The sequence below is a fragment of the Blautia massiliensis (ex Liu et al. 2021) genome (assembly GCF_052064225.1).
Taxonomy (GTDB): Bacteria; Bacillota; Clostridia; order Lachnospirales; family Lachnospiraceae; genus Blautia_A; species Blautia_A fusiformis.
On record NZ_JBQHWA010000037.1, the window covers coordinates 1 to 13,970 of the forward strand.

9 protein-coding genes, 1 other RNA gene and 2 other annotated features (1 of these 12 running past the window's edge) are annotated in these 13,970 nt (G+C 45.4%); of the genes, 9 read left to right on the forward strand and 1 reads right to left on the reverse strand.

What is annotated here, in order from left to right:
- Positions 1 to 497: 497 nt before the first annotated feature.
- Entirely contained in the window at positions 498 to 2,768 is a 2,271-nt protein-coding gene (locus ACTNDQ_RS13085) for a glycoside hydrolase family 3 C-terminal domain-containing protein (protein ID WP_441064804.1), read from the reverse strand.
- Between the two features lie 316 nt (positions 2,769 to 3,084).
- Here ACTNDQ_RS13085 and ACTNDQ_RS13090 point away from each other — a divergent pair, with 316 nt between their 5' ends.
- The 9 genes from ACTNDQ_RS13090 (at position 3,085) to ACTNDQ_RS13130 (ending at position 13,898) form a co-directional block, all read left to right on the forward strand.
- The gene (locus ACTNDQ_RS13090; RefSeq protein WP_044962394.1) at positions 3,085 to 3,705 is read left to right on the forward strand and encodes a VanZ family protein; all 621 of its coding nucleotides are present in this window, start codon (positions 3,085 to 3,087) and stop codon (positions 3,703 to 3,705) included.
- Positions 3,706 to 3,853: 148 nt separating this feature from the next.
- Positions 3,854 to 4,127: a binding site (T-box leader), on the forward strand.
- Between the two features lie 97 nt (positions 4,128 to 4,224).
- Positions 4,225 to 5,880 (forward strand): 2-isopropylmalate synthase, encoded by a 1,656-nt coding sequence (locus ACTNDQ_RS13095; RefSeq protein WP_173740882.1) that lies wholly within the window; start codon positions 4,225 to 4,227, stop codon positions 5,878 to 5,880.
- Between the two features lie 123 nt (positions 5,881 to 6,003).
- Positions 6,004 to 7,950, forward strand: a complete 1,947-nt coding sequence (locus ACTNDQ_RS13100; RefSeq protein WP_441064806.1) for a DUF2142 domain-containing protein — start codon at positions 6,004 to 6,006, stop codon at positions 7,948 to 7,950.
- Positions 7,951 to 8,437: 487 nt separating this feature from the next.
- Complete coding sequence (locus tag ACTNDQ_RS13105) at positions 8,438 to 9,271, forward strand: cell wall hydrolase (protein WP_288788045.1); 834 nt, start codon at positions 8,438 to 8,440, stop codon at positions 9,269 to 9,271.
- A 216-nt stretch (positions 9,272 to 9,487) separates the two neighbouring features.
- On the forward strand, positions 9,488 to 10,978 hold the full coding sequence (thrC, locus tag ACTNDQ_RS13110; RefSeq protein WP_288788044.1) for a threonine synthase: 1,491 nt from the start codon (positions 9,488 to 9,490) through the stop codon (positions 10,976 to 10,978).
- Between the two features lie 82 nt (positions 10,979 to 11,060).
- Positions 11,061 to 11,238: non-coding RNA, 6S RNA (gene ssrS, locus ACTNDQ_RS13115), on the forward strand.
- 59 nt (positions 11,239 to 11,297) lie between these two features.
- A complete protein-coding gene (locus ACTNDQ_RS13120; RefSeq protein ID WP_441064807.1) occupies positions 11,298 to 12,356 on the forward strand; it encodes an aldose epimerase family protein in 1,059 nt (352 codons plus the stop codon).
- A 35-nt stretch (positions 12,357 to 12,391) separates the two neighbouring features.
- Positions 12,392 to 12,979 carry an N-acetyltransferase family protein gene (locus ACTNDQ_RS13125; RefSeq protein WP_441064809.1) on the forward strand — a complete coding sequence of 196 codons (588 nt, stop codon included), beginning with the start codon at positions 12,392 to 12,394 and terminating at the stop codon, positions 12,977 to 12,979.
- 25 nt (positions 12,980 to 13,004) lie between these two features.
- A complete protein-coding gene (locus tag ACTNDQ_RS13130) occupies positions 13,005 to 13,898 on the forward strand; it encodes a YihY/virulence factor BrkB family protein (RefSeq protein WP_441064810.1) in 894 nt (297 codons plus the stop codon).
- A gap of 47 nt (positions 13,899 to 13,945) precedes the next feature.
- Positions 13,946 to 13,970 (forward strand) — a binding site (T-box leader) (it continues 197 nt past the right edge of the window).

The window sequence follows — 13,970 nt, forward strand, 5'->3', positions numbered from 1 at the left end:
TAAAAATGGAGTAAAATACTCGCATGTCTGGCATCCTAGCGCAGGGTGCCAGATTTCAGTTATGGGGTACACCTTAAAACTGTGCGCTTACAAATCATTGACAGTGCAATACAGAAGTAGGTGAAAATAATGGATTCGATAGAACTGAAGCTTTGTGATATTCAGGGTAGGTTGTTTGAGTTGGCGTGGAAAGAGCGTTATAACAGTGAGAGATTTATCGTCAGGCTCCGGCAAAAACCATGAATGTAAATTATCTGATGTTTCACACGATGGATCCGGAGATGGCGGTGGAGGATCTTAAGGAAATCTACAGGCAAAAAAGGGGTGTGTAAAATATGGGTGCATCGCAGATCGAGCAATATAAAAAAATTGATGCACTGCTGATAAAAAATCAAAAAGCTGACAGAAGTACGAACCTGTGTCATTGTAAAAGCAGGTTTATTCTGTCAGCTTTTTTATGTAAGTATAATTCGTTCGGCAGATGATGTCCTGTGAAATTATACCAGTTTTTTTAATTTTTCAATAATTTCTGTAAGTTCTTCTCTGGAATATCCGCCGAAGCTTACCAGTGCGCGTAATGGCATGGAGTCGGTCATGGCTTCTGTCATTTCTTCGGTGATAGCTTCGGAAGCGGCTTCAGAAGAGGACTCTTCACCGACGTTCATGGCTGAGATATATTTTGCTATAAGCTCTTTTGCTGTTTCGCTTGTTTTCGGGTTGCGGAACAGTTCGCCCAGGGTGGTGTTCATATGAACATGCATCGGAAGCTCCTGGCTGCTGTTCAGATGGATCCTGCCTTCAAGATGGATATCTCTGGAAGAGGTACCGACAAGGAGCTTATATTCGCCGCTGGCTGCGAACCAGTCGTGAAGCTCTGTATTGTACCATGCGAAGCTTCTCTTGTCCAGTTCCATGGTTACTGTTTTAGTTTCGCCTGGGTTCAGGAAAACCTTTTCGAAGCCCTTGAGCTCTTTTTCCGGACGGATTGTGGAACTGGTACAGTCTTTGACATAGAGCTGTACGACTTCTTTTCCTGCCATATTTCCTGTGTTTGTTACATCAACCGAAACGGTGATGGTGTCTTTGTCTGTAGGATTTTCATTGGAGATCTTCAGGTCGCTGCAGGCAAAGGTAGTGTAGGAGAGTCCATAGCCAAACGGATATGCTACATCCATTTCTTTTTTATCATAGTAGCGGTAGCCTACGAATACGCCTTCACGGTATTCAACCTTTTCACCACCGCCGAAGTTCAGGTAGGATGGATTGTCGGAGAGCTTGAGGGGTATTGTCTCGGCAAGCTTGCCGCTGGGATTTACTTTTCCGTAAAGGATGTTTGCGACAGCGGTACCGCCTGCCTGACCGCCGAGGTATGCTTCCAGAAGGCCTTTTATATCATTGAGCCATGGCATTTCCACGGGGGAACCGTTGTGGAGGACGATCACGGTATTCGGCTGTACTTTAAGGATCTCAGCAATGAGACGGTTCTGGCATTCAGGAAGCCTCATGTGGGAACGGTCGTATCCTTCAGATTCAAAGCTGTCCGGAAGTCCGGCGAAGATCACAACCTTGTCAGCGGCGGCAGCAGCTTTGATCGCTTCAGCTGCAAGTGCGTCATCGTAGAGATCTTTGTCTGCAGGAAAACCTTCTGCATAAGTAACCTGTGCATCGGAAGGAACGGAATCCAGTGCGTTTGTGATCTTGAAGCAGTTGATATGAGAGCTTCCGCCGCCCTGGAAACGAGGCTTCTTTGCAAAACCGCCGATGAAAGCAACTTTCTCGGATGCTTTCAGAGGGAGGATCTGCTCATCGTTTTTCAGAAGAACCATAGATTCTTCGGCAATGTGGCGTGCTTCTTCATGGTCTTTTTCCATGGTGAATTCCTGCGGTGCCCGGTTGTCTGCATATTCAAAAATTATGCGTAGAATGCGTTCAACAGCCTGGTCAAGAATGTCTTCCTTGAGGGAACCGTCTTTTACGGCCTGTACGATGAGGGCATCGTTGACCCCATTGGAGGAAGGCATTTCCAGCTCAAGACCTGCCTCAAGACCTTTGACGCGGTCATTGACTGCACCCCAGTCGGACATTACATAGCCCTTGAAGCCCCAGTCGCCGCGGAGAACATCTGTGAGAAGCCATTTATTCTCAGATGCGAAAGTGCCGTTGATCTGGTTGTAGGAGCACATGAAGGTGTATGGCTGAGCTTTTTTTACTGCGGTTTCGAATGCAGGGAAATAGATCTCACGTAAAGTGCGCTCATCTGCCTCGGAAGAATTACTCATGCGGTGATATTCCTGGTTGTTTGCTGCAAAGTGCTTGATAGAGGTTCCTACATGCTGGGACTGTACTCCGTTTATAAAAGCGGCTGCGATCTCACCTGCGAGATATGGATCCTCGGAATAATATTCGAAGTTTCTTCCGCAGAGAGGAGAACGTTTGATGTTTACGGCCGGTCCGAGAACTATGGATACATCGTTGGCCTGAGCTTCTTTTCCGATGGTTTTGCCCATTTCTTCCACCAGCTTGCGGTCAAAGGAGCAGGCGCTTAAAGCGGCCGGCGGGAAGCAGACGGCCTTGATGCTGTCATTCATTCCAAGATGATCGCCCTTGTCATCCTGCTTACGAAGTCCGTGAGGGCCGTCGCTGACCATTACTTCCGGGATTCCCAAGCGTTCCACATGTTTCAGATGCCAGAAATCAAGGCCTGAGCACATGCCGGCTTTTTCTTCCAGTGTCATCTGGCTTACGATTTTTTTCAGATCACGTTTCATTAAAAATACCTCCGAAATGTTTTTCTTACTATGAACTATAGCATGTTTTGCTGATAAAATATAACAAAAATTTGTTAAAAATAAAAAATATTGCAGTTTAGCCGAATCAAGTAAGTCCCCTGCTTCAATTGCGAATATCCGCATGACCCTCACATTTTCAGGAATATAAAAACGATATGCAGGTCGATTGACAGAGCGGTGAGAGATATCTTTTTCTGGCTTTTGTGGGAAGAGTGTAGTAATATAGGTAGGAATAATGACAGAGCTGCCGGACAGAAGAATGGTCGACTGTCTGGCTTAGGTGAAAGGACTTATAATGAAAGACATCATATCAAGTATTATTACAAGTGTACTGACAGCTTTGTACCAGCCATTTTGGTTTTCTGTGATCCTGTCTGTGATGGTACTGTTTTTTTATCTCTTTGCCTACCATAATGAGACAGGTGGAAGGGGAATCAGGGGAGCTTTTTCCGTGTGGTGGCAGTATTTCAGAGGAAATGCTTTTTTTCGGAAGCTGTTTTTTCTGACCTTTTATACAACCATGATCTTGTTTCGCACGCTGCTGAACCGGGATATGTGGATGAATCCCCTTTCGGATGTGATGGCGAACTGGTGGATCTGGAAATATGGAGAGGATGGTACTAGATATCTCACAACTGAGTGTATTGAGAATCTGATGCTGTTCATTCCGTTCACGATCCTGCTGTTCTGGACCGCAGGAAAGAAAATATTGAAAAAAACAACATTCTTGAATATTGTGTGGACCGGACTTAAGATTACCTTTGTATTCTCACTGTCCATTGAACTTCTGCAGCTTTTCCTGAGGCTTGGGACGTTCCAGGTTTCTGATCTGACATATAATACTCTTGGAGGAGGTATTGGCGGGGCTGTGTACTGGATTGGTCATCAGCTTTCAGTCAGGCGGGGAGCCGAATAATGTCTGCCACAGATAGCAGGAAGACAGAGAAACGGATCAGCCCGGATTGCTGTTCGTGAGTGATGCACTGAAATTTTTGCGCGGTGCATCGTTAAAATTTCATTGACAAATCTTCCATAACGTGTTAACCTAATACCAGTTTCAAAAAGAAAATGCGTAGATGAGGAATAGTACACAAGAGAACGGAGCACAGAGAGCTGCTGGCCGGTGAGAAGCAGCGGAAGGGATTTGTGGAACTCGCCTCGGAGCATCTGCCTGAAATCTTTATATATTATATAAGAGAGTAGACGCAGACGGTGTCCGCCGTTATCCGGAGAGGATATAAGGATGTATATACATTCCGTATCTGTCAAGTGTGTGAATTTTTATTCATGAAATAAGAGTGGTACCGCGTAGGACAGCAGTTGTCTTTCGTCTCTTGCAGAATCTGCAGAGTCGGAAGATTTTTTTTATGTCTTTATATCAAAAACAAAAACCAAAGAGAAATTTTAATGGAAACAGAAAGTGGAGGAAAACAAAATGATGACACCATCCAAGTACAAACGTCAGTATTACATGCCGCCGGTGAAATGTATGAAATGGGCGGAGAAAGAATATGTGGATAAGGCCCCGATCTGGTGCTCTGTAGACCTTCGTGACGGAAATCAGGCACTTGTGATACCGATGAGCCTGGAGCAGAAAGTGGAATTTTTCAAGCTTCTTGTAAAGATCGGTTTTAAAGAGATCGAGGTTGGATTTCCGGCTGCTTCTGAGACAGAGTATGAGTTTCTCCGTACGCTGATCGAGCAGGATCTGATCCCGAAGGATGTAACGATCCAGGTGCTGACTCAGGCAAGAGAGCATATTATCCGTAAGACTTTTGAAGCTGTTAAAGGCGCCCCAAAAGCGATCGTTCATGTATACAATTCCACATCCGTATCTCAGCGAGAGCAGGTATTCAAAAAATCAAAAGAGGAGATCCTGAAGATCGCAGTAGATGGCGCTGCACTTCTGAAAAAACTGGCTGATGAGACAGAAGGCAATTTTCAGTTTGAGTACAGCCCGGAGAGCTTTACGGGAACAGAGCCGGAGTATGCACTGGAGGTGTGCAATGCGGTTCTGGATGTATGGCAGCCTACTGCAGATAACAAAGCGATCATCAACCTGCCTGTTACGGTTGAGCATTCTATGCCGCATGTGTATGCAAGTCAGGTGGAATACATGTGTGATAATCTGAAATACCGTGAAAACGTGATCGTTTCTCTTCATCCGCACAATGATCGTGGATGTGGCGTTGCAGACTCCGAGATGGGTCTTCTTGCAGGTGCTGACCGAATTGAGGGAACTTTGTTCGGAAATGGTGAGCGTACCGGTAATGTGGATATTGTAACGCTTGGTATGAATATGTATTCCCAGGGTGTGGACCCGAAGATTGATTTTTCTGATATGCCGCATATTTGTGAGGTTTATGAGAAATGTACCGGAATGCAGATCTATGAAAGAAGTCCGTACAGTGGAGCTCTTGTATTTGCTGCATTTTCCGGATCTCATCAGGATGCCATCGCAAAGGGTATGCACTGGAGAGAGAACGGAGATCTGGAGCACTGGACTGTTCCGTATCTGCCGATCGATCCGACAGATGTGGGAAGAAACTACGACGCAGATGTTATCCGTATCAACAGCCAGTCCGGAAAGGGCGGTGTAGGCTATATACTGGAGACAAAGTTTGGCCTGAACCTTCCTCCGAAAATGCGCGAGGCTATGGGCTATGCAGCCAAAGCAGTGTCCGATCACAAGCACAAAGAGCTTCATCCGGACGAGATCTTCAGTCTGTTCAAATCTACCTTCGAAAATGTGGTTGAACCATACAGCATCAATGAGGTTCATTTCCAGCAGAAGGAAGACGGCATCGTAACACGGGTTACTTCTACATTCCGTGGAAAAACCATCGTTACAGAGGCTTCCGGAAATGGTCGTCTGGATGCGGTAAGCAATGCACTGAAGAAAGCTTACGAACTGAAATACACACTGGAGACTTATCAGGAGCATGCTCTGGAGCAGAGTTCTTCCTCCAAGGCTATCGCTTATGTGGGAATCCGTAAACCGGATGGAACGCTTGCCTGGGGAGCGGGTGTTGATCAGGATATCATTCGTGCCTCTATTGATGCACTGGTAACTGCGATCAACAATCGATAAGCATCCGGTTCCGGATAGGTTTATAAAAAATGAGAAGCTGCCATAAAACGCAGCTTCTTTTTTTGCCGTGCAGATGCTATAATAGTGCGGAATGTGAAAATAACAGTGAGTAAGAGGGATATTATGAAAAATAAGAAAAAAAACAGGAGCTCATACAGCCTGTCTGTAGAGCTGAAAAACGCTCTGAAATATCTGCTGATATGGGGAATGATCCTGATCTTTTCCGCATATCTGCTTAGTGATTCGGAGATCCTCGGAAATGTAAAGCAGCAGGCAAGACCGGATACCTGGTCTATGATCGGTGCGGGAGGAAGCTTTGAAGAGGAGTTTACCTGCAAAACGAACCGTCTGTCCGGTGTGGAGCTTTTTCTTTCTACAGAGAGTGCATCGGTTGCTGGAACGTTTCAGGTAACGCTGTATCAGAATGAAAGGGAGATCCAGAGCTGGCAGGCCGGCAGACTGACCATATCGTCGGGGGATACCACGTATTTCCGGCTTGACCAGAAGCTTACGGAATGTAAGGGGCAGAAATTCCGGATCGTTTTAGATGGCGCAAAAGGGGATACCGGAGTGGCTGCAGGGCTGGTGAGCCAGAAGGATGATACACAGACACTTGCCTATCGGATCATTTCCAGGCCATTTCCAAAATCACTGGTGTTTCTGGTGATTGGAGCGGCGGCAGCTGTGATGCTGGTGATCTTTGCATTTCTGAAACGCAGACAGCTCCGGGCAGAAGTGGTGTTTGCCGTTGTTTATATTTTTATGAGTATCTGTACTCTGGCGGCGGTTCCGGTCTTTAATTCGCCGGACGAGTACAGCCATTATCTGAGAAGCTATGAGGTTTCCAGAGGATATCTGACGTCGGAAGGCAACGGAGGAAACGACTTATTCTCATATGGAAGGACGTTTAACAGTGGTCTGGTTCCGGAATTTTCCGCCAAGGATCATGTATCATTATGGGATATCGGAGAGAATGCAGATCAGCGTATCGACCGGGAAAAAACACAGTTTTACGGATTTGGAAATACAGCCTTGTATGCACCTACTTCGTATCTTCCCCAGGCAGTAGGGATCCGCATTGCAGATCTGTTTACGGACCGGCCGATGGTTCTTGCCTATGCGGGAAGGATCGCCAATATGCTTATGTTTGAACTGTTCTTTTTCTTTGCCATTCGTCTGACGCCTGTTGGGAAAAATTTCCTCGTACTTCTGGGGCTGGTACCTGTGAATATCCAGTCAGCAAATTCCATGTCAGCAGATGCCCTGGCCCTGGCTCTGACGGTTGCTCTGGCTGCCTTTGTACTGGCTATGCGATATAAACAAAAAGAAGTGATGAGTAGAAGACAGCTGATATGGATGTACGTGCTGACCGGATTCCTGTGTCTTTGCAAAGTGGTTTACATGCCGTTTTGCCTGCTCCTGTTCCTGATTCCGAAAGAACGGTTTAAAAGCAGAAAAAATTACTGGTTTCATGTGGTCTGTGCAGGAGCTGTGATCCTGATCTTAAGTTTCGGCTGGCTGGCCATTGCGTCCCGATATCTCTGTGAGTCACAGCCAGGTGTGGATACAGCTGCACAGCTTGTGGGGATCCTGAAGGATCCGGCTGCCTTTGTCCTGACTTTTGTGCGGAGCCTGGATAATTTTGGTGTGACCTATCTTACAGAAATGATAGGAAGTAATCTTGGATGGCTGAACATTCCTGTCTGTGCCCTGCTGGCAATGGGATATCTTCTGATCCTGGTCCTTCAGGTTTCCGGGAATGATGATATATCGGGAATCCGTCTGGATCTTCCGGCAAAGAGCATTCTGGGAGGAGTCAGTCTCCTGGTATTTGCGCTGATCTTTGTAACGTTATACGGACAGTGGACAGCCTATGGCTACGATAAGATCCTGGGCGTGCAGGGACGGTATTTTCTGCCGCTTCTTTTTCCGCTGCTCCTTGCGCTGAAGCCCAAACGGTTTGCCGAAAGAGCCGGGGAAACACCATGGGGACTGTTTCTGGGAGCCTGGAGTATCGATCTGTGCGTTTATGCGACACTTTTCGTGCAGGCATTGTGCCGTTTTGCATAAGGCGTCGGATCTGGTCGAGCAAAAATCCTTGACTGGCTGAAAACAAAATATTATAATCAAATCTGTAAATAACAGAGGAAAAAACTGTTCTGAAAAAGGATAAACAGGCAGATAGAAGTACGATTTCCGGAAAGTGGGTGTACAACATTGGACGGAGATGGAGACGCTATCTGCCTTTTTTTTCTGAAATGAAATATGGCATGAGTGTGGATAACTCTGCGATTTTATGTGGATTTTATGTGGAATACATGTGGATAAGGTGTGGATAAAACACAAATACCGCCGTTGAAGCGTTAAATACGGGAAAAAGCTTGACATATTCAATATTATTAAATATAATTTTCCCATACATTACAAAAATGTTACAAACATGTAAAGGAAATCGTAATGATCCGTATTTATCCGGAAAGCGATGATAATGGGGGCTGTGATGTCGCATCGGAGGATTATGGGCTGTTACAGAAAATGAAACGCAAGGAATGAGATTATGAAAGTTGAGAAAGATTTACGTGAGACTGACGGAGTGCAGGATGAACGTAGAAATGGAAAAACCGGAGGAAATTCCGCGCGCAGTTTTGCAGTGCTGACATTATGTGCAGTTTTGGCGATGGTTATTTCTCTGGGGACAAGGACATTTGCAGAAAGTGAGGGAGGCAGGGTTTATGCAGCTTCAGATGAAGGAGAGGGCTCTCCCTATGAAGAGGTTGCTGTTCCTACCGGGATCGCAGGTGTGGTTTCAGGAGTTACGGATACACCATTATCCGGAAGCACGGTTACAAGGATCGGAAGCTCCTGTGAGCAGGTGATCGTAGGCCAGAGAGTACAGAAAGTAACCAATACTGCTGCAGATCTTAATGTAAGCTCCTCTATGGAAAACAAAGTAAATGAACTTGATGCAAGGTCGATCACACTGGCAGAAAATCCCACACTGATGTCAGATGAAGACTATGATACACTTCTGAGGATCGTGGAGGCAGAAGCAGGAAGTGAAGATATCAAGGGCCGTGTTCTGGTGGCTAACGTCATCATGAACCGTGTAAAAAGCGAAGATTTTCCGAATACGGTGACAGAGGTTGTCTGGGATAACAGTGACGGCGTTCCGCAGTTTTCACCGACCTATGATGGCAGGATCAATGAAGTTGCAGTTTCCGATGAAACAAGGGAAGCGGTCAAGCAGGCGCTGAAGGGTACGGATTATTCTGAAGGTGCACTGTTCTTTATCCAGAAATCTGCAGCAGAGGAACATAATGTGAAATGGTTTGAAAAGGACCTGAAGAGGCTCTTTAAATACGGGGTCCATGAATTTTATACATATAAATAGGAAGAACTGATGCAGTACAGAAGGAACCAACCGCCGGCAGAAACAGACCGGCGGTTTCTTTTTATCCGAAAGCTGTGAATATCTGTCTGATCACAGGGTGGGATTGGGCAAGACAGATTCTTTTTTAAAAGTGGTGGCATTTTCCATAATTCCATGCTATAATGTGATAACGTTGAAAAGAAAACGAATATCTTACAATAGAAAGGCGGAACACCAATGCAGGTATTGTACAAGAGCACCAGAGGAAAAGAGCAGGCAGTTACAGCGTCTATGGCCATACTTAAGGGCCTTTCTGAGGACGGCGGACTGTTCGTGCCTGAAAGCATTCCACAGCTGGATGTACCAATGGACAAGCTGGCACAGATGACCTACCAGGAGACAGCATATGAGGTAATGAGCCGTTTCCTTACAGATTTTACCGAGGATGAGCTTAAGAACTGTATCAACAAAGCATACGACAGCAAATTTGATACAGAAAAGATCGCGCCTCTTCATGAAGCGGATGGGGCATATTTCCTGGAACTGTTCCATGGCGCGACCATTGCATTTAAGGATATGGCACTTTCCATTCTTCCGCATCTGATGACAACTGCAGCGAAGAAGAATAATGTTAAGAATGAGATCGTGATCCTTACCGCAACATCAGGAGATACCGGTAAAGCTGCCATGGCAGGCTTTGCAGATGTGCCGGGAACGAAGATCATTGTATTTTATCCGAAGCATGGTGTCAGCCCGATCCAGGAGAAACAGATGGTAACTCAGAAGGGTGCCAACACTTATGTGGTAGGTATTACCGGTAACTTTGATGATGCCCAGACTGCAGTTAAGAAGATGTTCAATGATCATGAGCTGGCAGCAGAGCTGGATCAGGCAGGCTTCCAGTTTTCTTCTGCAAACTCTATCAACATCGGTCGTCTTGTTCCTCAGATCGTATATTATGTATATGCCTACGCATCACTGGTACGCGACGGCAGGATCAAAGACGGACAGGAGATCAATGTGGTAGTTCCTACCGGAAACTTCGGAAATATCCTTGCTGCATACTATGCGAAACAGATGGGACTTCCGATCCACAAGCTGATCTGTGCATCGAATGAGAACCGTGTTCTTTATGATTTCTTCCGCACAGGAACCTATGACAGAAAGAGAGATTTCATCCTTACGACATCTCCTTCCATGGATATCCTGATCTCCAGCAATCTGGAAAGACTGATCTATCGTCTTACCGGAGAAAATGCTGGAAAATGTGCAGAGCTTATGAAATCCTTAAGTGAGGGCGGTGAATATACCATTACTGACGAGATGAAAGCACAGCTTGTTGATTTTTATGGTAATTTCTGCAGTGAAGATGAGACTGCACAGGCCATCAGTGATATCTACAAAAACAGCAATTATGTGATCGATACGCATACTGCAGTTGCAGCCGGCGTATATAAGAAGTATGTAAGTGAGACAGCGGATCATCTTCCGACAGTGATCGCCTCTACTGCAAGTCCGTATAAATTCACAAGAAGTGTTATGGAAGCACTTGGTGAGGAGCATAAAGATCTGGATGATTTTGGCCTTGTAGACGCATTAAGTGCGCTTTCCGGAGTACCTGTTCCACGTGCAGTTGAAGAAATCCGTACTGCCCCGGTTCTTCATGACAGGGTGGTAGATGCAGTGGATATGCCGGCAGCAGTAAAGGATATCCTTAAGATCAAATAATAATTGATAATAAAATCAGTAAGAAAATGTATTTTCTGTTGAAAAAGCACAAATACTGGTTTATAATAAAAACAACGAAAACCGAATCCTGGAATGTTCGATCCCCCTTTTCTTTTTGAACCTACATTGACATTTTGGGAATCCAAAATCGCAGGTTGGATGTCAGACCTCACGTCGTGGTAGGCAGAAGACACTGTTGAGGATACCCACCTAGCATCTGCTAGGCGTCAAAAATAAGGGAACGGCATCCCGGGATTAATCGGTTAAAGACATAGAGCCGGTTAGTGGCTCTTTTTTCATATATGGGAGGAATTAAAACATGAGTGTTTCTGAAAGGAAATTTGGGGCACTTCCTACAGGAGAAGAAGTAAAAATCTATCATCTTGAGAATAAAAAAGGTGCCTATGCGGAAGTGCTTCAGTATGGTGCGATCCTGGTGAAGATATGTGTTCCGGATAAGAACGGAGATCTGAAGGATGTGGTCCTTGGATATGACGATATCCGGGGATATGAGATTAATGGATGCTTTTTCGGTGCGATCATTGGAAGAAGTGGAAACCGTATCGAGAATTCCAGATTTTTTATTGATGATAAAGAAGTGGTTCTTGCAGAGAATGAGAATCATAACAATCTTCACAGCGGTCCGGATGGTTTTGAGAAAAAGCTGTGGGAGGTAAAAGAAATTTCCCAGGAGAAGAACAGCGTGGATTTCTTCCGCATCAGTCCGGATGGAGAGAACGGATTTCCGGGAGAATTTTCCATTGTTGTGAAATATGAATTCACAGAGGAAAACGAACTGAAGATTTTTTACAGAGGACGCTCTGATGCAGCTACCGTTGCCAATATGACCAACCATTCTTATTTTAATCTGAATGGTGAGGGCAGCGGAGATGTTCTTGATCAGGAACTATGTATTCATGCGAAGTATTTTACTCCGGTAAAGGACAGCCAGTCCATTCCTACCGGTGAATATGCACCGGTGGCGGGAACGCCGATGGATTTCAATGTTTCCAAACCGATCGGCAGAGACATTGAGGCGGATTTTGAACAGCTGAAGTTCACAGGCGGTTATGACCATAACTATGTAATCGATAATTATGCAAAGGGCAATGTCCGTTCGATTGCTACTGCATACTGTAAGGAATCCGGTATCGGTATGGAGGTTTCCTCCGACTGCCCGTGTGTGCAGTTCTATGCAGGCAATTTTGTTAAGGATGAGAAGGGAAAGAACGGTCATGTTTATCATGAACGTTATGGATTCTGCCTGGAGACACAGGTGGAGCCAAATGCAGTCAATGTAGAGGATTTCCATTCTCCGATCCTGCTTCCCGGTGAAGAGTACAGCTCTGAAACGGTTTACCGTTTCTTTGTGAAATAACAGACAAATAGAATTAAAAGAGGTGCGAGAAGGCAATGCAGATACGTGTGGCAGAAGAGAAGGATGCAGCAACACTTTTGGAAATTTATTCCTACTACGTAGAAAAAACTGCGATCACATTTGAATATGAAACACCTTCCATAGAAGAGTTTACGCATCGGATCCATGATATAAAGGCGAAATATCCGTATATTGTGGCAGAAGAGAACGGAGAGATCCTGGGATATGCCTATGGTTCTGCGTTTCATCCGAGGGCTGCTTATGGCTGGTGTGCGGAGATGTCTGTTTATGTGAGACATGACCGGCGGTGCAGCGGTGCAGGAGGCAGACTCTATCGAGCCCTGGAGAGTCTTCTTGCAGAGATGGGAATTCTGAACCTGAACGCCTGTATTGCAGTTGCACCAAAAGAAGATGAATACCTGACCAGTGCCAGTGTGGATTTTCATAAACATTTCGGCTATAAGCGTGTGGGAGAGTTCCACAGATGCGGCTATAAGTTTAACCGCTGGTATAATATGGTATGGATGGAAAAGATGATAGGTGAACATAAGAGCCTGCAGCCGGAAGTAAAGCTTTTTCCGGAAATCCAGGATAAGATCGGATTTGAACGTTTTTCCTGGTGAAAAAAGAAACCTGAGGGAGGTCAGCATGGACGAGGAAAAGAAAAATATAATCCAGCTCATGCTGGGATTTGTGCGCAGAGCAAACGGAGATCATGTCAGTGCATATGCGGCCCAGGCAGCGTATTTTCTGATCATGTCTTTTATCCCGTTTATACTGTTTCTTACAACGCTGATCCGTTATACACCGTTAAGCTATAATGTTGTCAGGGATGCCATCATCGGGTTTGTGCCCGGAAATCTGCAGACCTTTGTGCTGAGCATTGTGGTAGAAGTATACAAAAGAAGTACAGCCATCGTGCCGCTGTCTGCGCTGATGGCGCTCTGGGCGTCCGGAAAGGGAATGCAGGCGATCACCAATGGCTTAAATACCATTTATCATGTAAAGGAAACCCGAAACTGGCTGATGACCCGAATCTATTCGGTTTTTTATATGCTGTTGTTTGTGCTGGCGATCATTGTCACTCTTCTGGTCCTGGTTCTTGGTAATCGGATCCAAGTAGCTGCACAGAGAACCATTCCGATTCTCGGGAGGCTGCTGGCCAAGGTTATAGGGGCCAGGACATTGCTTGTATTTGCCGTGCTGTTTGCAGTGTTTCTGGTCCTTTATAAAGTGCTTCCAAACCGAAAGGCAACCTTTAAAAGCCAGCTTCCGGGTGCATTTATGATCGGAGTGGCATGGATGATATTTTCCTATGGATTTTCCCTGTATTTTGAATTTTTTCCGAATTTTGGAAATATGTACGGAAGTCTGACTGCGCTGATCATGGTAATGCTGTGGCTGTATGTGTGTATGAACCTGCTTCTTTACGGGGCGGAGATCAATGCCTACTTTGAAAATGAATTCCGAAAGGCCCAGAGATCTGTAAAAACACTTCTTTCCAAGAAAGAAAATGAAAAAAACAGTTCCAAAGAATCCTGACTTTGCGCTTGACAGAAGGCAGACCTTGTGGCATAGTATTAAAAGACAGAAAAGCTGTGAAGGTGTTTATAG

Excerpts from the sequence above, each read along its gene's own strand:
- ACTNDQ_RS13085 (WP_441064804.1), bottom strand. The coding sequence starts at position 2,768 with ATGAAACGTGATCTGAAAAAAATCGTAAGCCAGATGACACTGGAAGAA.
- ACTNDQ_RS13090 (WP_044962394.1), top strand. The coding sequence starts at position 3,085 with ATGAAAGACATCATATCAAGTATTATTACAAGTGTACTGACAGCTTTG.
- ACTNDQ_RS13095 (WP_173740882.1), top strand. The coding sequence starts at position 4,225 with ATGATGACACCATCCAAGTACAAACGTCAGTATTACATGCCGCCGGTG.
- ACTNDQ_RS13100 (WP_441064806.1), top strand. The coding sequence starts at position 6,004 with ATGAAAAATAAGAAAAAAAACAGGAGCTCATACAGCCTGTCTGTAGAG.
- ACTNDQ_RS13105 (WP_288788045.1), top strand. The coding sequence starts at position 8,438 with ATGAAAGTTGAGAAAGATTTACGTGAGACTGACGGAGTGCAGGATGAA.
- thrC (WP_288788044.1), top strand. The coding sequence starts at position 9,488 with ATGCAGGTATTGTACAAGAGCACCAGAGGAAAAGAGCAGGCAGTTACA.
- ACTNDQ_RS13120 (WP_441064807.1), top strand. The coding sequence starts at position 11,298 with ATGAGTGTTTCTGAAAGGAAATTTGGGGCACTTCCTACAGGAGAAGAA.
- ACTNDQ_RS13125 (WP_441064809.1), top strand. The coding sequence starts at position 12,392 with ATGCAGATACGTGTGGCAGAAGAGAAGGATGCAGCAACACTTTTGGAA.
- ACTNDQ_RS13130 (WP_441064810.1), top strand. The coding sequence starts at position 13,005 with ATGGACGAGGAAAAGAAAAATATAATCCAGCTCATGCTGGGATTTGTG.